General features: G+C 45.2%; 38 protein-coding genes. 37 read left to right on the forward strand and 1 reads right to left on the reverse strand.

Annotated elements, in window-relative coordinates; translation table 11 throughout:
- The 35 genes from CIK92_RS13970 to CIK92_RS04455 form a co-directional block, all read left to right on the forward strand.
- A partial coding sequence (locus CIK92_RS13970) for a hypothetical protein (protein ID WP_216822218.1) occupies window positions 1-217 on the forward strand: 217 nt, incomplete at its 5' end.
- 149 nt (window positions 218-366) lie between these two features.
- Complete coding sequence (gene rpsL, locus CIK92_RS04290) at window positions 367-747, forward strand: 30S ribosomal protein S12 (protein WP_022311335.1); 381 nt, start codon at window positions 367-369, stop codon at window positions 745-747.
- A gap of 183 nt (window positions 748-930) precedes the next feature.
- Window positions 931-1,407, forward strand: coding sequence for a 30S ribosomal protein S7 (rpsG, locus tag CIK92_RS04295; RefSeq protein WP_022311336.1), 477 nt, complete (start codon window positions 931-933; stop codon window positions 1,405-1,407).
- Window positions 1,408-1,437: 30 nt separating this feature from the next.
- Window positions 1,438-3,552: an elongation factor G gene (fusA, locus tag CIK92_RS04300; protein WP_094388293.1), complete on the forward strand. Its 2,115-nt coding sequence runs from the start codon at window positions 1,438-1,440 to the stop codon at window positions 3,550-3,552.
- A gap of 103 nt (window positions 3,553-3,655) precedes the next feature.
- Window positions 3,656-3,961, forward strand: a complete 306-nt coding sequence (gene rpsJ / locus CIK92_RS04305) for a 30S ribosomal protein S10 (protein ID WP_022311338.1) — start codon at window positions 3,656-3,658, stop codon at window positions 3,959-3,961.
- Window positions 3,962-3,992: 31 nt separating this feature from the next.
- The gene (rplC, locus tag CIK92_RS04310; protein ID WP_094386827.1) at window positions 3,993-4,607 is read left to right on the forward strand and encodes a 50S ribosomal protein L3; all 615 of its coding nucleotides are present in this window, start codon (window positions 3,993-3,995) and stop codon (window positions 4,605-4,607) included.
- The gene (rplD, locus tag CIK92_RS04315) at window positions 4,608-5,237 is read left to right on the forward strand and encodes a 50S ribosomal protein L4 (protein WP_094386828.1); all 630 of its coding nucleotides are present in this window, start codon (window positions 4,608-4,610) and stop codon (window positions 5,235-5,237) included.
- Window positions 5,238-5,250: 13 nt separating this feature from the next.
- Window positions 5,251-5,544 carry a 50S ribosomal protein L23 gene (gene rplW / locus CIK92_RS04320; protein ID WP_022311341.1) on the forward strand — a complete coding sequence of 98 codons (294 nt, stop codon included), beginning with the start codon at window positions 5,251-5,253 and terminating at the stop codon, window positions 5,542-5,544.
- A 7-nt stretch (window positions 5,545-5,551) separates the two neighbouring features.
- Window positions 5,552-6,379 carry a 50S ribosomal protein L2 gene (gene rplB / locus CIK92_RS04325; RefSeq protein ID WP_022311342.1) on the forward strand — a complete coding sequence of 276 codons (828 nt, stop codon included), beginning with the start codon at window positions 5,552-5,554 and terminating at the stop codon, window positions 6,377-6,379.
- 10 nt (window positions 6,380-6,389) lie between these two features.
- Window positions 6,390-6,656, forward strand: coding sequence for a 30S ribosomal protein S19 (rpsS, locus tag CIK92_RS04330; protein WP_022311343.1), 267 nt, complete (start codon window positions 6,390-6,392; stop codon window positions 6,654-6,656).
- A 36-nt stretch (window positions 6,657-6,692) separates the two neighbouring features.
- A complete protein-coding gene (rplV, locus tag CIK92_RS04335; RefSeq protein ID WP_022311344.1) occupies window positions 6,693-7,097 on the forward strand; it encodes a 50S ribosomal protein L22 in 405 nt (134 codons plus the stop codon).
- An 8-nt stretch (window positions 7,098-7,105) separates the two neighbouring features.
- Entirely contained in the window at window positions 7,106-7,834 is a 729-nt protein-coding gene (rpsC, locus tag CIK92_RS04340) for a 30S ribosomal protein S3 (protein ID WP_022311345.1), read from the forward strand.
- Window positions 7,835-7,848: 14 nt separating this feature from the next.
- Window positions 7,849-8,277, forward strand: a complete 429-nt coding sequence (gene rplP, locus CIK92_RS04345) for a 50S ribosomal protein L16 (protein WP_022311346.1) — start codon at window positions 7,849-7,851, stop codon at window positions 8,275-8,277.
- Between the two features lie 3 nt (window positions 8,278-8,280).
- Window positions 8,281-8,475: a 50S ribosomal protein L29 gene (gene rpmC, locus CIK92_RS04350; protein ID WP_022311347.1), complete on the forward strand. Its 195-nt coding sequence runs from the start codon at window positions 8,281-8,283 to the stop codon at window positions 8,473-8,475.
- A gap of 2 nt (window positions 8,476-8,477) precedes the next feature.
- On the forward strand, window positions 8,478-8,744 hold the full coding sequence (gene rpsQ, locus CIK92_RS04355; RefSeq protein ID WP_094386829.1) for a 30S ribosomal protein S17: 267 nt from the start codon (window positions 8,478-8,480) through the stop codon (window positions 8,742-8,744).
- 2 nt (window positions 8,745-8,746) lie between these two features.
- Window positions 8,747-9,112: a 50S ribosomal protein L14 gene (rplN, locus tag CIK92_RS04360; RefSeq protein WP_022311349.1), complete on the forward strand. Its 366-nt coding sequence runs from the start codon at window positions 8,747-8,749 to the stop codon at window positions 9,110-9,112.
- Window positions 9,113-9,131: 19 nt separating this feature from the next.
- Window positions 9,132-9,449 carry a 50S ribosomal protein L24 gene (gene rplX / locus CIK92_RS04365; protein ID WP_022311350.1) on the forward strand — a complete coding sequence of 106 codons (318 nt, stop codon included), beginning with the start codon at window positions 9,132-9,134 and terminating at the stop codon, window positions 9,447-9,449.
- The gene (gene rplE / locus CIK92_RS04370) at window positions 9,449-10,003 is read left to right on the forward strand and encodes a 50S ribosomal protein L5 (protein WP_022311351.1); all 555 of its coding nucleotides are present in this window, start codon (window positions 9,449-9,451) and stop codon (window positions 10,001-10,003) included. Before rplX ends, rplE begins: the two co-directional genes overlap by 1 nt.
- A gap of 5 nt (window positions 10,004-10,008) precedes the next feature.
- Window positions 10,009-10,311 carry a 30S ribosomal protein S14 gene (gene rpsN, locus CIK92_RS04375; protein ID WP_022311352.1) on the forward strand — a complete coding sequence of 101 codons (303 nt, stop codon included), beginning with the start codon at window positions 10,009-10,011 and terminating at the stop codon, window positions 10,309-10,311.
- A gap of 112 nt (window positions 10,312-10,423) precedes the next feature.
- On the forward strand, window positions 10,424-10,819 hold the full coding sequence (rpsH, locus tag CIK92_RS04380) for a 30S ribosomal protein S8 (RefSeq protein WP_022311353.1): 396 nt from the start codon (window positions 10,424-10,426) through the stop codon (window positions 10,817-10,819).
- 19 nt (window positions 10,820-10,838) lie between these two features.
- Window positions 10,839-11,411, forward strand: coding sequence for a 50S ribosomal protein L6 (gene rplF / locus CIK92_RS04385; protein ID WP_022311354.1), 573 nt, complete (start codon window positions 10,839-10,841; stop codon window positions 11,409-11,411).
- A 20-nt stretch (window positions 11,412-11,431) separates the two neighbouring features.
- Window positions 11,432-11,776 (forward strand): 50S ribosomal protein L18, encoded by a 345-nt coding sequence (gene rplR, locus CIK92_RS04390; protein ID WP_022311355.1) that lies wholly within the window; start codon window positions 11,432-11,434, stop codon window positions 11,774-11,776.
- Between the two features lie 6 nt (window positions 11,777-11,782).
- Complete coding sequence (rpsE, locus tag CIK92_RS04395) at window positions 11,783-12,295, forward strand: 30S ribosomal protein S5 (protein ID WP_094386830.1); 513 nt, start codon at window positions 11,783-11,785, stop codon at window positions 12,293-12,295.
- A gap of 13 nt (window positions 12,296-12,308) precedes the next feature.
- Window positions 12,309-12,485 (forward strand): 50S ribosomal protein L30, encoded by a 177-nt coding sequence (gene rpmD / locus CIK92_RS04400; protein WP_022311357.1) that lies wholly within the window; start codon window positions 12,309-12,311, stop codon window positions 12,483-12,485.
- 24 nt (window positions 12,486-12,509) lie between these two features.
- Window positions 12,510-12,956 carry a 50S ribosomal protein L15 gene (rplO, locus tag CIK92_RS04405; protein WP_022311358.1) on the forward strand — a complete coding sequence of 149 codons (447 nt, stop codon included), beginning with the start codon at window positions 12,510-12,512 and terminating at the stop codon, window positions 12,954-12,956.
- A 9-nt stretch (window positions 12,957-12,965) separates the two neighbouring features.
- Window positions 12,966-14,303 (forward strand): preprotein translocase subunit SecY, encoded by a 1,338-nt coding sequence (secY, locus tag CIK92_RS04410; RefSeq protein WP_094388294.1) that lies wholly within the window; start codon window positions 12,966-12,968, stop codon window positions 14,301-14,303.
- 12 nt (window positions 14,304-14,315) lie between these two features.
- Window positions 14,316-15,110, forward strand: coding sequence for a type I methionyl aminopeptidase (gene map / locus CIK92_RS04415; RefSeq protein ID WP_094388295.1), 795 nt, complete (start codon window positions 14,316-14,318; stop codon window positions 15,108-15,110).
- A 3-nt stretch (window positions 15,111-15,113) separates the two neighbouring features.
- On the forward strand, window positions 15,114-15,332 hold the full coding sequence (gene infA / locus CIK92_RS04420; RefSeq protein ID WP_022311360.1) for a translation initiation factor IF-1: 219 nt from the start codon (window positions 15,114-15,116) through the stop codon (window positions 15,330-15,332).
- Window positions 15,333-15,343: 11 nt separating this feature from the next.
- A complete protein-coding gene (ykgO, locus tag CIK92_RS04425) occupies window positions 15,344-15,460 on the forward strand; it encodes a type B 50S ribosomal protein L36 (RefSeq protein WP_007899708.1) in 117 nt (38 codons plus the stop codon).
- 98 nt (window positions 15,461-15,558) lie between these two features.
- The gene (rpsM, locus tag CIK92_RS04430; protein ID WP_094386833.1) at window positions 15,559-15,939 is read left to right on the forward strand and encodes a 30S ribosomal protein S13; all 381 of its coding nucleotides are present in this window, start codon (window positions 15,559-15,561) and stop codon (window positions 15,937-15,939) included.
- Window positions 15,940-15,991: 52 nt separating this feature from the next.
- Window positions 15,992-16,381: a 30S ribosomal protein S11 gene (rpsK, locus tag CIK92_RS04435; RefSeq protein ID WP_022311362.1), complete on the forward strand. Its 390-nt coding sequence runs from the start codon at window positions 15,992-15,994 to the stop codon at window positions 16,379-16,381.
- Between the two features lie 59 nt (window positions 16,382-16,440).
- Window positions 16,441-17,046 (forward strand): 30S ribosomal protein S4, encoded by a 606-nt coding sequence (rpsD, locus tag CIK92_RS04440; RefSeq protein WP_022311363.1) that lies wholly within the window; start codon window positions 16,441-16,443, stop codon window positions 17,044-17,046.
- Between the two features lie 17 nt (window positions 17,047-17,063).
- Window positions 17,064-18,056 carry a DNA-directed RNA polymerase subunit alpha gene (locus CIK92_RS04445; protein ID WP_094386834.1) on the forward strand — a complete coding sequence of 331 codons (993 nt, stop codon included), beginning with the start codon at window positions 17,064-17,066 and terminating at the stop codon, window positions 18,054-18,056.
- A gap of 28 nt (window positions 18,057-18,084) precedes the next feature.
- Entirely contained in the window at window positions 18,085-18,573 is a 489-nt protein-coding gene (gene rplQ / locus CIK92_RS04450) for a 50S ribosomal protein L17 (RefSeq protein ID WP_094388296.1), read from the forward strand.
- 297 nt (window positions 18,574-18,870) lie between these two features.
- Window positions 18,871-21,351: a hypothetical protein gene (locus CIK92_RS04455; protein ID WP_216822219.1), complete on the forward strand. Its 2,481-nt coding sequence runs from the start codon at window positions 18,871-18,873 to the stop codon at window positions 21,349-21,351.
- Between the two features lie 169 nt (window positions 21,352-21,520).
- On the opposite strand, the gene CIK92_RS04460 is transcribed toward CIK92_RS04455, so the two are convergent.
- Window positions 21,521-21,850: a hypothetical protein gene (locus CIK92_RS04460; RefSeq protein WP_022311367.1), complete on the reverse strand. Its 330-nt coding sequence runs from the start codon at window positions 21,848-21,850 to the stop codon at window positions 21,521-21,523.
- 152 nt (window positions 21,851-22,002) lie between these two features.
- Between CIK92_RS04460 and CIK92_RS13340 the strand changes: the two genes are divergently transcribed.
- Together CIK92_RS13340 and CIK92_RS04470 are read left to right on the forward strand one after the other, a co-directional pair.
- A complete protein-coding gene (locus tag CIK92_RS13340; RefSeq protein ID WP_144289328.1) occupies window positions 22,003-22,383 on the forward strand; it encodes a hypothetical protein in 381 nt (126 codons plus the stop codon).
- Window positions 22,384-22,441: 58 nt separating this feature from the next.
- Window positions 22,442-23,146 carry a VWA domain-containing protein gene (locus tag CIK92_RS04470; protein WP_094388298.1) on the forward strand — a complete coding sequence of 235 codons (705 nt, stop codon included), beginning with the start codon at window positions 22,442-22,444 and terminating at the stop codon, window positions 23,144-23,146.
- Window positions 23,147-23,170 lie beyond the last annotated feature (24 nt).

Below are 23,170 nucleotides of genomic sequence, written 5' to 3' on the forward strand. Positions count from 1 at the left end.
GGGTTGGGTGTCAGGATTGAAAGGGCAAAAACTGATACTCAAAGGCGCTGAACCGGGGCGTATAGAGGGTTGCGGTAATGTGTGCGCACACAGTCAGCGCAAGGGAGGTCATTTTCCTGCGCGGGCAGCTTGTTTTTGTGACAAAAATGACTATCAAGGGCACGCTCGAGATGATTTTGGCGGTGAAAAATATATAAAAAACACAACTAACTGTTAAATTTTACTATCTGGAAGCGCTTTATAATATGTATAATTAGGTGGTTTGATAGAAAATATGTAACTTTGCAGCCCGAAACGGCATCATAAATACCGTCGCAATCGATTGATAATAACAAAAATAAATATATAAATTAAAAAAGTAAAACTATGCCTACAATTCAACAATTGGTAAGAAAAGGCAGAAACGTGTTGGTAGATAAGAGCAAGTCTCCCGCGTTGGACAATTGTCCCCAGCGTCGTGGTGTATGCGTTCGTGTCTATACTACAACACCTAAGAAGCCTAATTCGGCAATGAGAAAAGTTGCCCGTGTGCGTTTGACAAACCAGAAGGAAGTGAACTCTTACATCCCAGGAGAGGGCCACAACCTGCAGGAGCACTCTATCGTACTGGTACGTGGTGGTCGTGTTAAGGACCTCCCCGGTGTACGTTATCACATCGTTCGTGGTACTTTGGATACCGCAGGTGTCGCAAACCGTACACAGCGCCGTTCTAAGTATGGTGCAAAGCGTCCTAAGGCTAAGAAGTAATAGCCCGAAGATGTATATGCCGAAAGTTCACAGGCGGAGAAGCCTGAGGACTTGCGGCGTGTAAAACAAAAGAAACATTATAATCGTTTTGCTGGAGAATAAGTCAAGGTTGAGTAAATGCCAGAGAGCTGGCGTTGAAGAACAAATGAGCAGCCTCCGCAGAATATTAATTTAACAAAAGCAATGAGAAAAGCAAAACCAAAGAAGCGCGTGATTCTTCCGGATCCCGTGTTCAACGACCAGAAGGTCTCTAAGTTCGTGAACCACTTGATGTATGATGGCAAGAAGAATGCTTCATACGAAATTTTCTACAAGTCTCTTGATGTCGTAAAGGAGAAGATGGCTAATGAAGAGAAGTCTCCCCTGGAGATTTGGAAGCAGGCCCTCGACAATATCACTCCCCAGGTAGAAGTAAAGAGCCGTCGTATCGGTGGTGCCACTTTCCAGGTTCCTACCGAAATCCGTCCCGACCGCAAGGAGAGCATCTCTATGAAGAACCTTATCGCTTTCGCTCGCAAGCGTGGTGGTAAGACCATGGCAGACAAGCTCGCTGCAGAGATTATGGACGCATTCAACAATCAGGGTGGCGCTTACAAGCGTAAGGAAGACATGCACCGTATGGCTGAGGCTAACCGCGCATTCGCTCACTTCAGATTCTAATCATTACATATATATAAGGAATAAAAGAAAATGGCAAACCGCGATTTACATTTGACTCGTAATATCGGTATTATGGCACACATCGATGCCGGTAAGACGACTACATCTGAGCGTATCCTGTTCTACACCGGTAAGACCCACAAGATTGGTGAGGTGCACGACGGTGCTGCAACAATGGACTGGATGGCACAGGAGCAGGAGCGTGGTATCACTATCACCTCTGCTGCCACCACTTGTAACTGGACTTGGAACAACAAGCAGTACAAGATAAACCTTATCGATACTCCCGGACACGTTGACTTCACCGCAGAGGTAGAGCGCTCACTCCGCGTTCTCGATGGTGCTATCGCTACTTATTCAGCAGCCGATGGCGTTCAGCCACAGTCTGAGACTGTATGGCGTCAGGCCGACAAGTACAATGTACCCCGTATCGGTTATGTGAACAAGATGGACCGTTCGGGTGCCGACTTCTTCGAGACCGTACAGCAGATGAAGGACATCCTGGGTGCCAACCCCTGTCCTATCCAGATTCCAATCGGTGCAGAGGAAAACTTCAAGGGTCTCGTTGACCTTATCAAGATGAAGGCTATCCTGTGGCACGATGAGACTATGGGCGCTGAATACGATATTGAGGATATCCCCGCTGACCTCGTTGACGAGGCCAATGAGTGGAGAGAGAAGATGGTAGAGAATGCTGCCAACTTCGACGACGACCTGATGGAGAAGTATCTCGAAGGTGCTGAGATTTCTGAAGAGCAGCTTATCGCCGCTATCCGTAAGGGTACCATCGCTATGGAGATTACTCCTATGTTGCTCGGTTCTTCTTACAAGAACAAGGGTGTACAGCCTCTGCTTGACTATACTTGTGCATTCCTTCCCTCACCTCTGGATACAGAGGCTATCGTGGGTGCCAACCCCGATACTGAGGAAGAGGAGGATCGCAAGCCTTCTGAGGACGAGCCTACATCGGCTTTGGCATTCAAGATTGCCACTGACCCATTCATGGGCCGTCTGGTATTCTTCCGTGTCTACTCTGGTAAGGTTGTTGCCGGTTCTTACGTGTACAACCCCCGCTCAGGCAAGAAGGAGCGTATCAGCCGTCTGTTCCAGATGAACTCTAACAAGGAAATCCCAATGGAGTCAATCGACGCCGGTGATATCGGTGCAGGTGTAGGCTTCAAGGATATCCGTACTGGTGATACTCTCTGCGATGAGTCTAAGCCCATCGTTCTTGAGTCTATGACCTTCCCCGATACCGTGATCTCTATCGCTGTAGAGCCCAAGAGCCAGGCCGATGTTGCCAAGCTGGACAACGGTCTTGCCAAGCTGGCTGAGGAAGACCCCACATTCACCGTTCGTACCGACGAGCAGAGTGGTCAGACCATTATCTCTGGTATGGGTGAGCTTCACCTCGACATCATCATCGACCGTCTGAAGCGTGAGTTCAAGGTAGAATGTAACCAGGGTAAGCCCCAGGTTAACTACAAGGAGGCCATTATCGGCACAGCCCAGAGCCGTGAGACTTACAAGAAGCAGAGTGGTGGTCGTGGTAAGTTCGCTTGTATCGATGTTACAATCGGTCCTAAGGACGAAGACTACAAGGATGGCGACCTGCAGTTCATCAACGAGGTTAAGGGTGGTAACATTCCTAAGGAGTTCATCCCCTCTGTAGAGAAGGGATTCAAGGACTGCCTCGCCAACGGTGTTCTCGGTGGCTTCCCCATGACAGGTATGAAGGTTACTCTTACCGATGGTAGCTTCCACCCCGTTGACTCAGACCAGTTGTCATTCGAGCTCGTAGCTCACCAGGCATTCAAGGTTCTCTGTCCTAAGGCTAAGCCCGTACTGATGGAGCCCATCATGAAAGTCGAGGTAGTTACTCCCGAAGAGAACATGGGTGATGTAATCGGCGACTTGAACAAGCGTCGTGGTATGGTTCAGGGTATGGAGGAAGGCCGTAGCGGTGCCCGCGTGGTTAAGGCTATGGTTCCTCTGGCAGAAATGTTCGGTTATGTAACTGCTCTGCGCACCATCACCTCTGGTCGTGCTACAAGCTCTATGGAGTATGATCACCACGCTCCTGTATCAACAGCCATTGCCAAGGCAGTGTTGGATGAGCAGAACGGTCACTCAGAGCTCCTTTAATAGCAAAATCAATACTGGAAGAGAGACGCTGCTTAGCGAATGACTCTTAAGCAGCGTATCTCTCCTCCTATTACAATTACTAATATTAATAAAGTAAAAGACAATGAGTCAGAAAATCAGAATTAAGCTGAAGTCTTACGACCACCAGTTGGTTGACAAGTCAGCAGAGAAAATCGTGAAGGCTGTTAAGGCCACCGGCGCCATCGTCAGCGGTCCTATTCCATTGCCAACACACAAGCGTATTTACACTGTTAACCGCAGTACATTCGTTAACAAGAAAGCCCGTGAGCAGTTCCAGCTCTCTGACTTCAAGCGCTTGATTGATATCTATAGTTCAACTGCCAAGACAGTTGATGCGCTGATGAAACTTGAATTGCCCAGTGGTGTAGAAGTTGAGATTAAGGTCTAATTTGTAGTTTAATTATTTATTCATTAAAGAAATGCCAGGATTATTAGGAAAAAAAATCGGAATGACATCCGTTTTCAGTGCCGACGGTAAGAATATTCCGTGCACTGTTATCGAAGCTGGTCCTTGTGTTGTAACCCAGGTTAAAACCGTAGAGAAGGATGGTTACAAGGCTGTACAGTTGGGTTTCGCTGAGGCTAAGGAGAAGAATACTTCTATGCCTTTGCAGGGACACTTCAAGAAGGCCGGCACAACACCAAAAAAGCACTTGGCCGAGTTCAAATTTGATGAGGAGTACAATCTCGGTGACACTATCACTGTAGAGTTGTTCAATGACGCCGAATTTGTAGACGTAATCGGTACCTCTAAGGGTAAAGGCTTCCAGGGTGTTGTTAAGCGCCATGGTTTCGGTGGTGTAGGCCAGTCTACTCACGGTCAGGATGACCGCGCTCGTAAGCCCGGTTCTATCGGTGCTTGTTCTTACCCCGCAAAGGTATTCAAGGGCATGCGCATGGGTGGCCAGATGGGTGGCGACCGCGTAACAACTCAGAACCTTAAGGTGTTAAAGGTAATTCCAGAACAGAACCTTCTTATCGTTAAGGGCTCTTTCGCTGGATGCAATGGTTCAACCGTTTTAATTGAGAAGTAAATGGAAGTTAGCGTATTAAATATCAACGGTCAGGAGACCGGAAGAAAGGTAGTTCTCAATGATGCTATCTTTGGAATTGAGCCTAACGATCACGTTCTTTATCTTGATGTAAAGCAGTATCTTGCTAATCAGCGTCAGGGTACAGCCAAGTCAAAGGAAAGAAGCGAAATGAGCGGTTCTACTCGTAAACTTGGACGTCAGAAAGGTGGCGGTGGTGCTCGCCGTGGTGATATCAACTCACCTGTACTCGTAGGTGGTGGTCGTGTATTCGGTCCCAAGCCTCGCGATTACGGCTTCAAGCTGAACAAGAAAGTTAAGGTACTCGCTCGCAAATCAGCCCTGTCTTATAAGGCACAGGAGAATGCTGTTGTTGTGGTTGAAGACTTCACTTTTGAGGCCCCCAAGACTAAAGATTTTGTAAATATTACTAAAAATCTTAAAGTTGAAGGCAAAAAGACCCTTGTTGTTTTGCCAGAAAGCAATAAAAACGTATATTTGTCGGCTCGTAATTTGAAGGGCTCTGAAGTTATCCTCGCTTCTGCAGTAAATACTTACAAAGTTTTGAACGCAGACGTGCTGGTAGTAACTGAGAATTCTCTCAAGGTTATCGACGAAATCTTAATGAAATAAGGAGAATTAGAATATGGCATTTATTATCAAACCATTGGTTACTGAGAAGATGAACAACATTACAGAGAAGATGTCGAATCGTTTCGGCTTCGTAGTTCGTCCTGAGGCTAATAAACTCCAAATTAAGGCTGAAGTCGAGAGTCTGTACAATGTTACTGTAGTAGATGTAAACACAGCAGTTTATGCTGGCAAGCGTTCTGCCCGTTACACCAAGGCTGGCTTGGTTAAGGGACAGAAGAACTCGTTCAAGAAAGCTATCGTTACTTTGAAAGAAGGCGATACAATTGATTTTTATAGCAATATCTAAATAGAAAATGGCAGTACGTAAATTTAATCCCGTTACACCGGGACAAAGACACAAAGTTATTGGCACGTTCGAAGAGATTACTGCATCCGTGCCAGAGAAGTCTCTCGTTTACGGTAAGCGTTCTACCGGTGGTCGTAACAACACCGGTAAAATGACTGTCCGCTATATGGGCGGTGGTCACAAGAAGAAGTATCGTCTTATCGACTTCAAACGTGAGAAAGATGGTGTTCCAGCAGTTGTAAAGTCTATCGAGTATGATCCTAACAGATCTGCACGTATAGCATTGCTGTATTACGCTGATGGTGAAAAGCGTTACATTGTTGCTCCTAACGGACTCAAGGTAGGTGCTACCGTAATGTCAGGTGCAGATGCTGCTCCTGAAATCGGTAATGCTCTTCCTTTGGCTAACATTCCTGTAGGTACAGTAGTTCACAACCTTGAGCTGCGTCCTGGTCAGGGTGCTCTGCTCGTTCGTTCGGCTGGTAATTTCGCTCAGTTGACTTCTCGTGAGGGCAGTTATTGTGTTATTAAGCTCCCTTCAGGCGAGACTCGTAAGATTCTCTCTGCTTGTAAGGCTACAGTAGGAAGTGTTGGAAACTCTGACCACGCTCTCGAGCAGTCTGGTAAGGCTGGTCGCTCACGCTGGTTGGGTCGTCGTCCTCACAACCGTGGTGTTGTTATGAACCCCCATGATCACCCAATGGGTGGTGGTGAAGGCCGTCAGTCTGGTGGTCATCCACGTTCACGTAAGGGTCTCTACGCTAAGGGTCTGAAGACACGTGCACCTAAGAAGCATTCTAACAAGTATATTATCGAAAGAGCTAATAAAAAATAAAGAGTAAATTATGAGTCGTTCTCTTAAAAAAGGTCCATATATCAACGTATCGCTCGAGAAGAAGATTCTTGCTATGAACGAAAGCGGTAAGAAGACCGTCGTAAAGACTTGGGCCAGAGCATCAATGATATCACCCGATTTCGTAGGGCATACTGTTGCTGTTCACAACGGAAATAAATTTATCCCTGTTTACATTACCGAGAACATGGTAGGCCATAAGCTTGGAGAATTCTCTCTCACACGTCGCTTTGGTGGTCACTCTGGTAATAGAAAGTAAATTAGGCAAACCATTTTAAAGTAAATAACATAACTAATGGGAGCAAGAAAACATGAAGCAGCTGAAAAGCTTAAGGCTGCTCGCAAAAATTTGTATTTCGCTAAGCTGAATGGCGTGCCCTCATCACCACGTAAGATGCGATATGTCGTAGATATGGTTCGTGGCATGGAGGTAAACCGCGCACTCGGCGTATTACGATTCTCTAAAAAGCAGGCTGCCGCAGATGTTGAGAAACTGCTGCGCTCAGCTATCGCTAACTGGGAGAATAAGAACGAACGCAAGGCTGAAGACGGAGAGCTTTATATCAGTAAGGTCTTCGTAGACGAAGGCGTTACAATGAAGCGTATGAGACCTGCACCACAGGGTCGTGGTTACAGAATCCGTAAGCGTTCTAATCATGTAACTTTGTTTGTTGATGCCAAAACTAACGACGAAAAATAATAAATAGAATGGGACAGAAAGTAAATCCGATAAGCAACCGACTGGGTATTATCCGTGGTTGGGAATCAAATTGGTTTGGTGGCAAGAATTTCGGAGACAACCTGGTCGAAGACCGTAAAATCCGTAAATATCTCAATGAGCGTCTGGCTAAGGCTAACGTATCTAAGATTGTCATCGAGCGTACACTGAAGCTCGTCACCATCACTATTTGCACAGCCCGTCCGGGTCTCGTCATTGGTAAAGGTGGTCAAGATGTTGACAAACTGAAGGAAGAGTTGAAGAAACTCTATAAGAAGGATATTCAGATTAACATATTTGAAGTTAAGAAGCCCGATCTGGATGCTACAATTGTAGGCAATAACATCGCTCGCCAGGTAGAAGGTAAGGTTGCATACCGCCGTGCTATCAAGATGGCTATTCAGAATACAATGCGTGCTGGTGCCGAGGGTGTCAAGATTCAAATCTGTGGCCGTCTGAATGGTGCTGAAATGGCACGTAAGGAAATGTACAAAGAGGGACGTACTCCTCTGCACACATTCCGTGCCGATATCGATTACTGCCAGGCAGAAGCACTTACCAAGGTAGGTCTTCTCGGTATCAAAGTGTGGATTTGCCGTGGTGAGGTTTACGGAAAGCGTGACCTTACTCCTAACTTCACTCAGGAGAAGCAGAATGCCGGTCGCTCAAACAACGGCGGACGTGGTCGCGGTAATCGTAGAAGAAACAATAACCGTTAAAAGAAGAAGTTATCATGTTACAGCCTAAAAGAGTAAAATATAGAAGACCACAAGATGGACGTGGCAACAAAGGCAACGCTCACCGTGGTACACAGCTGGCTTTCGGCTCATTTGGTATCAAGACACTTGAGGCTAAATGGATTGACAGCCGACAGATAGAAGCAGCTCGTGTGGCAGTAAACCGTCACATGAACCGTCAGGGTCAAGTTTGGATCCGCATTTTCCCCGACAAACCTATTACACGTAAGCCTGCTGACGTACGTATGGGTAAGGGTAAGGGTGATCCCGCAGGATGGGTTGCACCTGTAACACCTGGCCGTGTCCTCTTTGAAGTAGAGGGAGTATCTTTCGACATTGCTAAAGAGGCTCTGCGCCTCGCAGCTCAGAAGCTCCCCGTTAAGACAAAATTTATTGTAAGACGTGATTACGACAAAAACGCTTAAGCTATGAAGATTAATGAAGTAAAAGAACTCGCCGACAAGGATCTGCGCGAGAAATTGGAGAATGCAGAGGCTGCACTTCACCAGATGAAGCTCAACCATAGTGTTACTCCTCTTGAAAATCCATCACAGATTAAGGCTGCACGTCGTGATATCGCACGCATGAAGACAGTGCTTCGTCAGAGAGAACTTAATAAATAACAATGGTCCAGATGGAAACAAGAAATTTAAGAAAAGTAAGACAGGGTGTCGTTATCAGCAACAAAATGGATAAAACCATTGTTATTGCAGCTAAGTTTAAGGAGATGCACCCTATTTATGGTAAATTCGTTCAGAAGACGAAGAAGTACCATGCACATGACGAGAACAATGAGGCTAATGTAGGTGATACAGTACAGATCATGGAGACTCGTCCTCTGTCTAAGACAAAGAGATGGAGATTAGTACAAATCGTTGAAAAAGCTAAGTAATTATGATACAGGCAGAATCAAGACTTACAGTATGTGATAACAGTGGTGCACGCGAGGCTCTGTGTATTCGTGTCCTCGGTGGTACACGCCGCCGTTATGCCAGTGTTGGTGACGTGATTGTCGTTGCTGTCAAGAACGTTGTACCTTCAAGTGATTTGAAAAAGGGAGCGGTATCTAAGGCTTTGATCGTTCGCACAAAAAAGGAAATTCGTCGTGCCGACGGTTCATATATACGCTTTGATGACAACGCTTGTGTGTTGCTCAACAATGCTGGTGAGCTCCGTGGAAGCCGTATCTTCGGTCCTGTTGCTCGTGAGCTCCGTGCCGTAAATATGAAGGTTGTTTCTTTGGCACCTGAGGTTCTTTAATTTTTAAAATTAGTAATCAATGACTAAGTTACATATTAGAAAAGACGATATGGTTGTTGTTCTTGCCGGACGTGACAAGGGCAAAACCGGTAAGGTGCTCAAGGTAATGGTTAGCGATAACCGTGCCATCGTTGAGGGCGTCAATATTGTATCTAAGAGTACAAAGCCTTCTGCAAAGAACCCACAAGGCGGTATTGTAAAACAAGAAGCACCTATTCATATCTCAAATTTGAGTTTGATAGATCCAAAGAGTGGTAAGGCTACTCGTGTTGCCATCAAGCACGAAGGCAAGAACGTAATCCGTATCGCTAAAAAATCAGGGGAGGTAATTAAGTAATGGATACAGCACAGTTAAAGAAAGTCTATAATGAGACTATAGCACCTGCTCTCCAGAAGCAGTTCAACTATTCTTCAGCAATGCAAATTCCTGTCCTGAAGAAAATCGTTATTAACCAGGGTCTCGGTGACGCTACACAGGATAAGAAAATCATCGATGTAGCCATTAATGAGATTTCAGCCATTACCGGTCAGAAGGCTGTTGCTACATATTCTAAGAAGGATATCGCAAACTTCAAGCTGCGTAAGAAGATGCCTATCGGTGTCATGGTAACATTGCGTCGTGAGCGCATGTATGAGTTCCTCGAGAAACTTATCCGTGTGGCTCTTCCCCGTATCCGTGACTTCAAGGGTATCGAAAGCAAGTTTGACGGTCGTGGTAACTATACTCTCGGCGTTTCAGAGCAGATTATCTTCCCTGAAATCAATATTGATCAGGTAGATCGCATCCAGGGTATGAACATTACTTTCGTAACTTCTGCAAGCACAGATGAAGAAGGTTATGCTCTGCTCAAGGCTTTCGGTCTCCCATTCAAGAATGCTAAAAACGATTAATAGATATGGCAAAAGAATCAATGAAGGCCCGCGAGGTTAAGCGCGCAAAATTGGTAGCTCGCTATGCTGAAAAGCGTGCAGCTCTAAAGAAAATTATTGCGACCACTGACGATATCGCAGAGGCTTATGAGGCTGCTCGTAAACTTCAGTCTATTCCCAAGAACGCTAATCCAATTCGCCTGCACAACCGTTGCAAGATCACTGGTCGTCCAAAGGGTTATATCCGCCAGTTCGGTATCTCTCGTATCCAGTTCCGCGAAATGGCTTCTCAGGGTCTCATACCTGGAGTAAAGAAAGCAAGCTGGTAAGATATTTCAGAGAATGCGGAAGAAACTGTTTCTTCCGTGTTCTTACGAAAAATCACAACGAATTTTTTTTAATATTGTCGGGGTAGTCCCGATTAATTAAACATTTATTTATATGACAGATCCAATAGCAGATTATCTGACAAGACTCAGAAACGCAATCATGGCTCATCACAGAGTTGTTGAGGTTCCTGCGTCAAACATGAAGAAGTCTATTACCAAGATTCTCTTCGAGAAGGGTTACATTCTGAACTACAAGTTCGTAGAAGATGGTCCCCAGGGTACTATTAAAGTTGCCTTGAAGTATGACAACAACACCAAGCAGAACGCTATCAAGTGTCTGAAGCGTGTGTCTACTCCTGGTCTCCGTAAGTATACCGGTTACAAGGACATGCCGAGAGTAATTAACGGATTAGGTATAGCCATTATATCTACATCTCAAGGTGTTATGACTGATAAGGAAGCAGCTGCCCTCAAGATTGGCGGTGAGGTTCTTTGTTATGTTTATTAATTAATTGGAGGATTTAATTATGTCAAGAATAGGTAAATTGCCAATTAATATTCCCGCAGGAGTTACAGTTAACTTCGACGAGAAGACCAACATCGTTAATGTTAAGGGTCCTAAGGGTGAGCTCTCTCAGTGGATTGACCCCTCAATCAAACTGACTTTGACCGATGGTAGCATCGTGTTCGAAATCGATGAGAACAGCCCCGTAAACTACAAGCAGAAGCAGGCTTTCCACGGACTTTACCGTTCACTGGTAAACAACATGGTAGTAGGTGTCAGCGCTGGTTATAGCAAGACATTGGAGCTCGTAGGTGTAGGTTATCGTGTTTCAAATCAGGGTAATCTTATCGAGTTCTCTTTGGGTTATACTCACCCTATCTTTATCCAACTTCCTAAGGAGGTTAAGGTTGAGACAAAGTCTGAGAGAAACCAGAATCCTATCATCATACTGGAGAGCTGTGACAAGCAGCTTCTTGGTCTCATCTGTGCAAAAATTCGTTCTTTCCGCAAGCCTGAACCATATAAAGGTAAGGGTATCTTGTTCAAAGGTGAGGTTATCCGCAGAAAGTCTGGTAAGACAGCTGCCGCTAAGTAATCTTTTAATTATTTACGATTATGACAACAAAGAAAGTAGAAAGACGAATCAAGATAAAATTCCGTATTCGCAAGAGTGTGAATGGTACCGCAGAGCGTCCTCGTCTCAGCGTATTCCGTTCTAACAAGCAAATTTATGCACAGGTTATCAACGACCTTACTGGTACAACTTTGGCTTCAGCTTCTTCTCTCGGTCTCGAAAAGATGGCCAAGATTGAGCAGGCCAAGAAGGTTGGTGCTCTCGTAGCCGAGAATGCCAAGAAAGCCGGTGTTGAGAGTGTTGTTTTCGACCGTAATGGTTATCTCTATCACGGACGTGTACAGGCTTTGGCTGATGCAGCACGCGAAGGTGGTCTTAAATTTTAAACGATTATGGCAATGAATAAAGTAAGAATAAATAGTGACGTTGAATTGAAAGACCGCTTGGTTGCTATCAATCGAGTAACCAAGGTTACCAAAGGTGGTCGCACCTTTACATTCGCTGCTATCGTCGTTGTAGGTGATGGCAATGGTGTTATCGGTTGGGGCCTTGGTAAGGCTGGCGAGGTTACCGCTGCAATTTCCAAGGGTACCGAGGCTGCCAAGAAGAACCTTGTTAAGGTTCCTGTACTGAAGGGTACCATTCCTCACGAGGTTGAAGTGGCTTTCAGTGGTGCCAAAGTTCTTCTCAAGCCCGCTGCTGCCGGTACTGGTCTTAAGGCTGGTGGTGCTATGCGTGCTGTACTGGAGAGCGTAGGTGTCAAGGATGTGATTGCAAAGTCTAAGGGCTCTTCCAATGCTCACAACTTGGTTAAGGCTACAATCTTGGCTCTTAGTGAGCTGCGTGATGCTTACACCGTAGCTGGCGAGCGTGGCATTAGTATGAACAAAGTATTTAACGGTTAATAGTAGAACTGACATGGCAACAATTAAAGTAAAGCAGATCAAGAGCAAAATCGGTGCTCCCCTGGACCAGAAGCAGACTCTTCAGGCACTGGGTCTCCGTAAAATTTCTCAAGTTGTTGAAATCGAAGATACTCCTAGCAACCGTGGTATGGTTCGTAAGGTGCATCATCTGGTTAACGTAATAGACTAATTAATTTTTTAACTACAGAAGATTATGAAATTAAGTAATTTGAAACCAGCTGAGGGTTCTACACATTCTCGTCGCCGTATCGGTCGTGGTCCAGGTTCTGGCTTGGGTGGTACTTCTACTCGTGGTCACAAGGGTGCTAAGGCACGTTCTGGATACAAGCGTAAGATTGGCTTCGAAGGTGGTCAGATGCCTTTGCAGCGTCGCGTACCTAAGGCTGGATTTAAGAATATCAACCATAAAGAGTATTTCGCAGTCAATCTCTCTACACTGCAGAAGCTGGCTGAAGCTAAGGGTTATGCCAAGATTGGTATAGCAGAGCTTGTAGAGGCTGGTCTTACCAATGGTAAGGAGCTTGTAAAGGTTTTGGCTAACGGAACTCTTACAGCTAAGGTTGATGTAGAAGCTAATGCTTTCTCTAAGGCTGCTGAAGAAGCTATCAAGGCAGCTGGTGGTAACACAACTATTATCTAAACAAAGTAGATGAAAAAGTTTATAGAGACACTAAAGAACTGTTGGAGAATTGAGGATTTGCGCAAGCGACTCCTCATAACTCTCCTGTTTACGGCTATATACCGTTTTGGCTCGTTTGTTGTCCTTCCCGGCATCAATCCTGCCCAGTTACAAAACTTACAGTCGCAAACATCAGGTGGCTTGATGTCGCTGCTTGACATGTTCTCTGGTGGTGCATTCTCCAATGCGTCGATTTTTGCGCTTGGTATTATGCCGTACATCTCTGCTTCTATTGTCATGCAGCTTTTGGCTGTCGCTGTACCTTACTTCCAGAAAATGCAGCGTGAGGGCGAGAGCGGACGCAAGAAGATTAGCTGGTACACTCGTGTGCTGACAGTCTTCATCCTGTTCCTGCAGGGTCCTTCTTACCTTATCAACCTGAAGATGCAGGCCGGACAGGCCCTCTCTTCAGGTATTTCCTGGACGGTATTCATGTTCCCCGCAGCTGTCATCCTGGCAGCAGGAAGTATGTTCATACTTTGGCTCGGAGAGCGCATTACCGACAAGGGTGTAGGCAATGGCGTTTCGCTGATAATTGCCATAGGTATTATCGCCCGTCTGCCCCAGGCCTTCATTCAGGAAGTTACCTCACGCTTCACCGCTATTTCCGGTGGTGGTCTCGTAATGTTTATTGCTGAGATTCTCATACTCTTTGCCGTGGTTTGTGCTGCTTTGATGCTCGTACAGGCTGTGCGCAAGGTTCCGGTACAGTATGCTAAGCGCGTTGTAGGCAACAAGCAATATGGTGGTGCACGTCAGTACATCCCCTTGAAGCTGTTCGCTGCCAATGTGATGCCTATCATCTTTGCTCAGGCTTTGATGTTTATTCCTCTTGCATTTGTTTCATATGGAACAAGCAACGGAAGCTGGCTCGTACAGAATCTGATGGACAATAGATCTTTGCTTTATAATGCACTCTATGTAGCTTTGGTTATAGCGTTTACATATTTCTATACTGCCATTACCCTGAATTCCAATCAGATGGCAGAGGATATGAAGCGTAACAACGGTTTCATCCCCGGCGTTAAGCCTGGTAAGGATACCGCTGAGTATATCGATACAGTAATGTCTCGTATTACATTGCCAGGCTCATTGGCCATTGCATTTATCGCAATTATGCCAGCTTTGGCAAGCCTTCTCGACGTTCAGCAGGCTTTCTCTCAATTCTTCGGAGGTACTTCTCTGTTGATTTTGGTGGGTGTAGTCATTGACTCACTTCAGCAAATTGAGAGCCATATGCTCATGCGTCATTATGATGGCTTGTTGAACTCTGGCCGTACTCGTGGCGGAAATGTTGCAGCATATTAAGGCTGTATCATAATGAAGATATTTCTGAAAACAGAGGATGAAATTTCGCTCATGCGAGAGGCTAATCGATTAGTCGGTCAGACTCTCGCTGAGTTAGCTAAACATATTAAGCCGGGTGTCAGCACACTCCAGTTGGACAAGATAGCCGAAGAGTTTATCCGCGACCACGGGGCTGTGCCTACTTTCAAGAATTTCCCCAATCCGTTTGGAGAGCCTTTTCCGGCAAGTATATGCACCTCTGTCAACGATGTGGTAGTTCATGGTATACCTGATGCCAAGACCATTCTTAAGGATGGAGATATTATTTCAATCGACTGTGGAACACTCCTCAACGGTTTCAACGGTGACAGTTGCTATACGTTCAGTGTAGGCGAAGTGTCCGCCGAAGTCAAACAGTTGCTTGAAGTTACCAAGGCCTCGCTATATAGGGCCATTGATGTGGCTCTGCCAGGTCATCATGTCGGTGATATCGGCTATACAGTTCAAGACTATTGCGAATCCCACGGGTATGGAGTAGTTCGTGAACTCACAGGGCATGGCATCGGAAAAGAAATGCACGAGGAACCCAAGGTGCCCAATTATGGTTCTCGTGGTAATGGCACAATGTTAAAAGCTGGTATGTGCATTGCCATCGAACCAATGATTACCATGGGTGACCGCAATATCTGGCTATTACCCGACAAGTGGAGCATTGTGACACGCGACGGCAAGCCAGCAGCGCATTTCGAACACACCATAGCTATCCGTAAAGGCAAGGCTGAAATTTTATCTGATTTTGAAGAAATAGAAAAGGTATTACACAATTAATATATGGCTAAACAGTCTGCAATAGAACAAGACGGAGTCATTGTGGAGAGCCTCTCCAATGCAATGTTCCGCGTAGAGCTGGAGAATGGCGTGCAAATCATTGCCCACATCTCTGGTAAAATGAGAATGCACTATATAAAGATACTCCCTGGCGACAAGGTCAAAGTAGAGATGAGTCCCTACGACCTCACTAAGGGCAGAATCGTTTTCAGATACAAGTAAACATTAAAGATATGAAGACAAGAGCATCATTAAAGAAGCGCACACCCGACTGCAAGATTGTACGTCGTAAAGGTCGTTTGTTCGTTATCAACAAGAAGAACCCTAAGTTCAAAATGCGTCAGGGTTAATGTTAAAATTGTGTAAATGTTTGATTAGGAGGATTTTTCTTACTAATTTTGCATGCTTTTAACAAACAACAGAAGTATTTTTTAATCAATTTTCTAAAATGGCAATAAGAATTGTTGGAGTAGATTTGCCCCAAAACAAGCGTGGCGAAATCGCATTGACCTATATCTATGGTATCGGTCGAAGTAGTTCAGCAAAGATATTGGACAAAGCAGGTGTTAGCCGTGACTTGAAGGTTAACGAGTGGTCTGATGACCAGGCAGCCAAGATCCGTGAAATTATCGGCGCTGAATTCAAAGTAGAAGGTGATCTCCGTTCAGAGATCCAGATGAACATCAAGCGCCTTATGGATATAGGTTGCTATCGTGGTATCAGACATCGTAATGGTCTTCCTGTTCGCGGTCAGAGCACAAAGAATAATGCTCGTACTCGTAAGGGAAAGAAGAAGACTGTTGCTAATAAGAAGAAGGCTACGAAGTAATTTTAGTTTAAGTGTTGATTGATTTCAATCGTAATTTTAAAGTAAGCTAAAAATGGCAAAGACAAAAGCAACATCAAAGAAAAGAAATGTAAAGGTTGACGCTTTAGGACAGCTTCATGTTCACAGCTCGTTCAACAATATTATCGTTTCCCTTGCTAATAGTGAAGGTCAGGTGATCTCTTGGTCATCTGCAGGTAAAATGGGATTCCGCGGATCTAAGAAGAATACTCCTTATGCAGCCCAGACTGCTGCCGAGGATTGCGCCAAAGTTGCCTTTGACCTCGGTCTCCGTAAGGTTAAGGCATACGTTAAGGGTCCAGGTAATGGTCGTGAATCTGCTATCCGTGCCGTGCATGGTGCAGGTATCGAGGTAACTGAGATTATTGACGTTACTCCATTGCCACACAACGGTTGTCGTCCTCCCAAGCGCCGTCGCGTATAATTCAGAGTATTCTCATTATTACTCTATTCACATTTAATCAATAGCATTTATTAAATATTATGGCTAGATATATAGGTCCGAAATCTAAAATTGCACGTCGATTTGGTGAGCCCATCTTCGGCGCAGACAAAGTTTTGTCCAGAAGAAACTTCCCTCCTGGACAGCATGGCAACAGCCGTCGCAGAAAGATGTCTGAGTACGGTGTCATGTTGGCAGAGAAGCAGAAAGCTAAGTACACCTATGGTGTTCTTGAGCGTCAGTTCCGTAATATGTTTGAGAAGTCTGCAAAGGCTGAAGGCATTACCGGTGAGGTTCTTCTTCAGAATTTGGAGAGCCGTCTTGACAACGTCGTATTCCGCCTGGGTATCGCCCCCACTCGTGCAGCTGCACGCCAGTTGGTAGGCCACAAGCACATTGTTGTTGATGGCAAGGTAGTTAACATTCCTTCTTTCTCTGTTAAGCCTGGAATGGTAGTTGGCGTTCGCGAGAAGGCCAAGTCTCTCGAGGTTATCGAGAATGCACTGGCAGGTTTCAACCACAGCAAGTATCCATGGCTCGAGTGGGATGAGAACACCAAGAGCGGTAAGTTCCTCCACAAGCCAGAGCGTGCAGATATTCCTGAGAATATTAAGGAGCAGTTAATCGTTGAGTTGTACTCTAAATAATAAAAATCATTAAGTTAATGGCGATATTAGCATTTCAAAAACCTGATAAAGTCGTAATGTTAGAGGCCAATGAGCGATTCGGTAAATTCGAATTCCGCCCATTGGAGCCCGGCTTTGGTGTTACCATCGGTAACGCGCTTCGCCGCATACTTCTTTCTTCACTTGAGGGCTTTGCTATCAATACCATCCGTATTGCTGGCGTTGAGCATGAGTTTTCATCAGTTCCCGGTGTCAAGGAAGATGTAACTAACATTATCTTGAATCTCAAACAAGTTCGATTCAAGCAAGTAGTAGAAGAATTCGAGAACGAGAAAGTTAGTATCACTGTTGAGAACACTACTGAGTTCAAGGCCGGTGATATAAGTAAGTATCTGACTGGATTTGAAGTGTTAAACCCTGATTTGGTGATTTGTCATTTAGATAGCAAGGCATCAATGCAGATTGAGCTCACCATCAACAAAGGTCGTGGCTATGTCCCCGCCGATGAGAATCGTGAGTTCTGTACCGATGTCAACGTACTCCCAATCGATTCAATCTACACCCCCATCCGTAACGTAAAGTACGCAGTTGAACCATATCGTGTCGAGCAGAAGACCGACTATGACAAACTCGTTCTCGAAGTTACCACCGATGGTTCCATCCACCCGAAGGATGCCTTGAAAGAGGCTGCCAAGATCCTCATCTATCACTTCATGCTGTTCTCTGACGAGAAGATTACTCTCGAGAATCCTGATCAGGAAGAGAACCAGGAGTTTGATGAAGAGGTACTCCATATGCGTCAGCTGTTGAAGACCAAGCTCGTAGACATGAACTTGTCTGTACGCGCTCTCAACTGTCTTAAGGCAGCTGAGGTCGAGACACTTGGCGACTTGGTACAGTACAACAAGACAGACCTCCTCAAGTTCCGCAACTTCGGTAAGAAATCGCTTTCAGAGCTTGATGATTTGCTCGAGAGTCTGAATCTGTCGTTTGGAACCGATACTTCTAAGTATAAATTAGACAAGGAATAATCCCTTGTAATTAAAGAACAAAACAAAAATGAGACATAACAAGAAATTCAATCATCTGGGCCGTACTGCAAGTCACCGTGGTAGCATGTTGTCCAACATGGCTTCCAGCCTGATTTTGCACAAAAGAATCACTACGACCCTCGCTAAGGCTAAGGCTCTCAAGAAATTCGTTGAGCCCCTGATTACTCGTTCTAAGGTAGGTGATACCAACAACCGTCGTGTTGTTTTCCGTTATCTCCAGAACAAGGAAGCTGTCAAGGAACTTTTCAACGTAGTTGCTGAGAAGGTAGGCGACCGTCCCGGTGGCTACACTCGCGTCATCAAGTTGGGTACCCGTCAGGGTGACGCTGCTCCCATCGCTTTCATCGAGCTCGTTGACTTCGATGAGAACATGGCTAAGGCTCCTAAGGCTGAGAAGAAGACACGTCGTAGCCGTCGTTCTGCCGCCAAGAAGGTAGAAGAGGCTCCCGTAGAGGCTCAGGCAGAAGAGACAGCAACAGAAGCTGCAGCAGAATAATCTTTGAATAGATATCTCACAACAATAAGAATCCCTGGTCTTTTTAAGGCCAGGGATTTTTTCATAACCATTTATTGCTGTTTGACCGCAGTTTTGTGTAACGTAACCATCCGAAACAAGCCGTATTGCTTTGAATAAAAAAACTCGTGAAGTGCTATTCGCGAGTTTTTCTGTAATAATGAGGAAGCATTTGTGTTATCTGTTCGGCCGTGGTGTCTTCATGGAATGACTGCAACACATGGGTTAAATCAAATATTTGTTTGTATGTTTTTGTTTGTTCAACAAAAAAGCGTAACTTTGAAAAAACTATTCCGCAATAAAGATAATTTACTTATGGCATATTATTCAAAGACGATACAGGAAGAAGAACTTAAAAATAAAGTTCGTGAAGAATGGTTTGCTGGTTATGACAATACAGACATTCCTGGAAAAGTGGATTTCTATGTTGGGTATAATGGCACAACTTATCTTTGGGCAGAAGCGAAAAGAGGTGTTAAACGAAACATCTATGAGCAATTTGTACAGTTGATTCTTACGATAGGGAAAGACCGTCGTTTTACAGAACTTGATGCCCCCGATTATCTCGGATCTTTCGATGCAGAGAAAATAGGTTTTGTACATTTCGATGAAGTTTCAGGTGTCTTTGAGCAGAATGATTTCAATTGGAATGTAGTTCCTTCTGACCATACCAGCAAAGAGTTTAATCAACTCTACAATATGGTACATGATACGTTGAAAACACATGTGTTTGTATTTAACTTTGAGAAACAGGCCGACAGTCTACGCTTTTTCATTAAAGACAAGTTCTCAACGACAGGTAGACGTGCTTCAAAGACAAGCGTCAACAAGAATAATTTTCCTCATATATATCGTAGATGGCTGAAAGAAGTGAAAGGTTCACTTGCTGTAGAATGGGAAGACTTGGCTGAGATAGGCATTTATGACTGTCATTTCTTTTTGGCAGACCTTATGTCGCAAGATAATAGTACTTTACAGGAAAACCTTTCGGTATTGTTGAAGAAAGACCATTATAAGGTGAATACCGGTAAAGTTCAAGGCAATAATACATATTTGTTTGCCAATTTTGATTTTAATGACGGGCAGATGGCGCATAAATTGTTCTGGCAAAGATACAAACGCCCACCGCGTTCAGAATATCGTGACTACATACTTGAACATGCCGACCGTTTGCGCCCGCAAGATATCCGCGAGCGTCATGGTTCTTACTTTACACCAATGATTTGGGTAGAGAAATCACAAGAGTATATAGCAAGAGTACTTGGTGAAAACTGGCAAGATGATTATGTAGTGTGGGACTGTGCAGCTGGTACTGGAAACTTGTTGACCGGATTGACCAACCGATATAACCTATGGGCTTCAACATTGGAACAGGCTGACGTTGACACCATGAAGGAGCGTGTGAGCAATGGTGCTAACCTATTTGGAAATCATGTTTTCCAATTTGATTTTCTTAACGACCCATTGGTTGACTATACTACCAAGGAAGGAGTTTTTGTGAAAAGCAAGATACCGCATGAACTACAGAATATCATCAATAGTCCTGAGAGAAGAAAGAAATTGGTGTTATACATCAACCCACCATATGCAGAGGGGGATAACCGGAGTGGCAAAGGTCGTAGCGGTGTGGCTGCCAACACTGCAGTAGCAAAGAATTTTGGAAGTTCAATGGGCTATGCAAAGCGTGAACTTTACATACAGTTTCTCACGCGAATATACCGAGAAATTCCAGGGGCAATTATTGCAGACTTCTCCACACTCAAAAACTTGCAGGCTCCTAAGTTTGCGGATTTCAGAAAGATGTTTTGTCTTACCCCCAAGGCTATGTTCATAGTTCCAGCCGACACTTTCGACAATGTAAAGGGCAGTTTCCCTATAGGCTTCAAAGTATGGAAGACAACAGATATTGAACCGTTCAACGGAATTGTGTCAGACGTGTATGACAGCAAGGGTGAATTGTTACCACAGAAACAGATTGTGAGCTACGAGGGATTACGTTTTATAAACGATTGGACTCTCTCTTTCATTGATGACAGTCAAGAGTCAATAGCTACCATTATAGGTATTGCCAATGATTTTCAGAATCAACGAACTGTAAGAATAGAACGTCCAAATCGTCCATGGAACCACCAATATCAATGGCAGATAACAGAATTCAACATAATCGAGTCATGCATATATTTAGCTGTACGTCTGGTTGAAGAGGCTACATGGGAGAACGATCGAGACCAGTTCCTTTATCCTTACGACACATGGAGAACAGATAATGAGTTCAAGACAGACTGTCTCGCATATACAATATTCAGCAACAAGAATAATATACGTTCAAGTGACGGACCAAACCACTGGCAACCTTTTACTGAAACTGAACTTGGAATTACGGATGAATTGCCAAACCACTTTCTCGTAGACTATATCTCTGGCAAAAGAAGGCCAACAATAATTCAGACGGAGTTGTTCGATATTCAGCAAGACTGTGAACCTTTACGTTTCTCTCCCGAAGCTCAAGCTGTGTTTGATGCAGGGCGTGAATTGTGGAGTTATTACTATCAGCAACCTAACGCCGACTTAAATGCGTCATACTACGATATAAGGAAATATTTCCAAGGTACTAAGGTGGACAAAAAAGGTAAGGAGGTTATGAACACCACAAGCGAAGACGGAATCTATACAAAACTCTACTCTGTCTTGCGTATGGCACATAGGCGTTTAGCTGAAAAAATACGGCCTAAGGTTTATGAGCATGGATTCCTGAAATAAATACCGCATCACGAAGGGTGTATTTGTTCCAATTTAGATTTGCTGTCTGATGAATGTAGAATATATGCTCTTCGAGAGTCTTTGTCTTTGACAAAATTTCGTCATGATAAGAAGGACTTAAAGCAAAAGAATTTGCCCCAGTCTAAATCGCCAGCCGACGGCTGTCGATTTAGAGGTGTTTTATTTTATTGCTGTCCGCTAAAAACTTGGCGTACTTCTCTAAAAGGTAGGCATAGACACTCGCAAAGAACTCTTGAAGACGACGTATATTGGCCTCAGCAAGCGTGCTGCGACGGACCAGATAGTCCATGCCAAGATGTGCGATCTTGTGAGCCTCAGCCTTCATTCCTATCTCGAGTTCACGCAGAAAATCAAAACGCTTCACGTAAGCCTCGCTTCCTTTCGTTTCGTGGCTTATTTGAAGAATTTTCTCCTTGTCAAGTAACTTTAACACTTGACAATATATCGGCTGGCCGGTAAAATGACTATCTTTGCTCATGGTTATGTTTTATTTTAGCAAAACAAAGATAACCAAAAGGGCTGAAACCTCGTGAGAAATTTCAGCCCAAATTTTATGTCGATTGCAATAGTTTTTATGGACAGCACACCTATTTATATATATACCTCCATCCTGAAACCGAAGTACGAATTATGGAAATACAATTCGGATACCAGCGTTTCAGCCTTTGCCATGACGATTTCGCGACGCAAATCGCACTTGACATCCCCCTCCGCAGCGTATTTCTCCACCTTCGCCACAAAAACCTTGCTGAAATCATCCGCGATATCCAAAATATCACTAACTTTGTTGACGGCGACTATGACGATGGTCGTTTGCCGACGGTTGATAGCAAGCCTCTTGATGTCCAACGGCTATGCCCGACAGCCCATTCTTCGGTCGCCCACGCCCCGACAGCCTCGGCGTGGGGTGGGGGAGCGACGGGAGAGGGCTGGACCTGGCAGAGGGCGCAGCGGCGAGAGCCCCCAGCTTTGCAAGTCTTGCAAAATGTTTTTTCTTGGCAAGGTGGCTGAAACTGCCTACATTTGCACTGTCAAACAACAAGAAGTTCAACATTTTCAAAACACAAGTATGGAAACTCAGAAGATTTACAACCTCGTCATCCTCGATGCCTCAGGCTCGATGGAAGTCATCTACAATCAGGCACTCACAGGCGTAAACGAGACCCTTGCCACCATTAGCAGGGCGCAGGAGACCCACCCCGAGCTGCAGCAGTATGTCACGCTGGCATCGTTCAGTGCCGGCGATGATTTCCTCAACCGCATCTATTCTGCCAAGCCCATCGCCGAAGCCCGCAACATCACAAGCGCCGACTATCCTCTGCTCGGATGCACAGCCCTCTACGACGCCATGGGCACCTGCATCAGCGAGCTCCAGCAGCGGGTCTGCCATGGCGACCGCGTGCTCGTCACCATCATCACCGACGGTTATGAGAATGCGTCGCGCACCTGGAACGGTCGCCAGATTAAGTCGCTCGTCCAGGAACTCCGTCAGATGGGTTGGACCTTCACCTACATCGGTGCCGACCAGGATGTGGAGAAGGTGGCTGGCGAGATAGGCGTGTGCAATGCGCTCCGCTTCTCGGCCAATGTAGAAGATACCGCCGCCATGTTCGAGAAAGAGGGCCGCAGCCGTACCAGGTTCTACGACAAGGTGTGCTGCGAGATGCGAGCGCCTGATGCTTCGCTGGCAGAATCCGACGACTATTTCGCCGATGATGACACTCCGGAGGCCCTCGAGGATATCCTCAAGAGCGAGGCGAAGGGCAATCGATGACATGCCACCCATGGCGCCGGCGGG

Source organism: Prevotella sp. P4-67, assembly GCF_002251325.1.
GTDB lineage: Bacteria > Bacteroidota > Bacteroidia > Bacteroidales > Bacteroidaceae > Prevotella.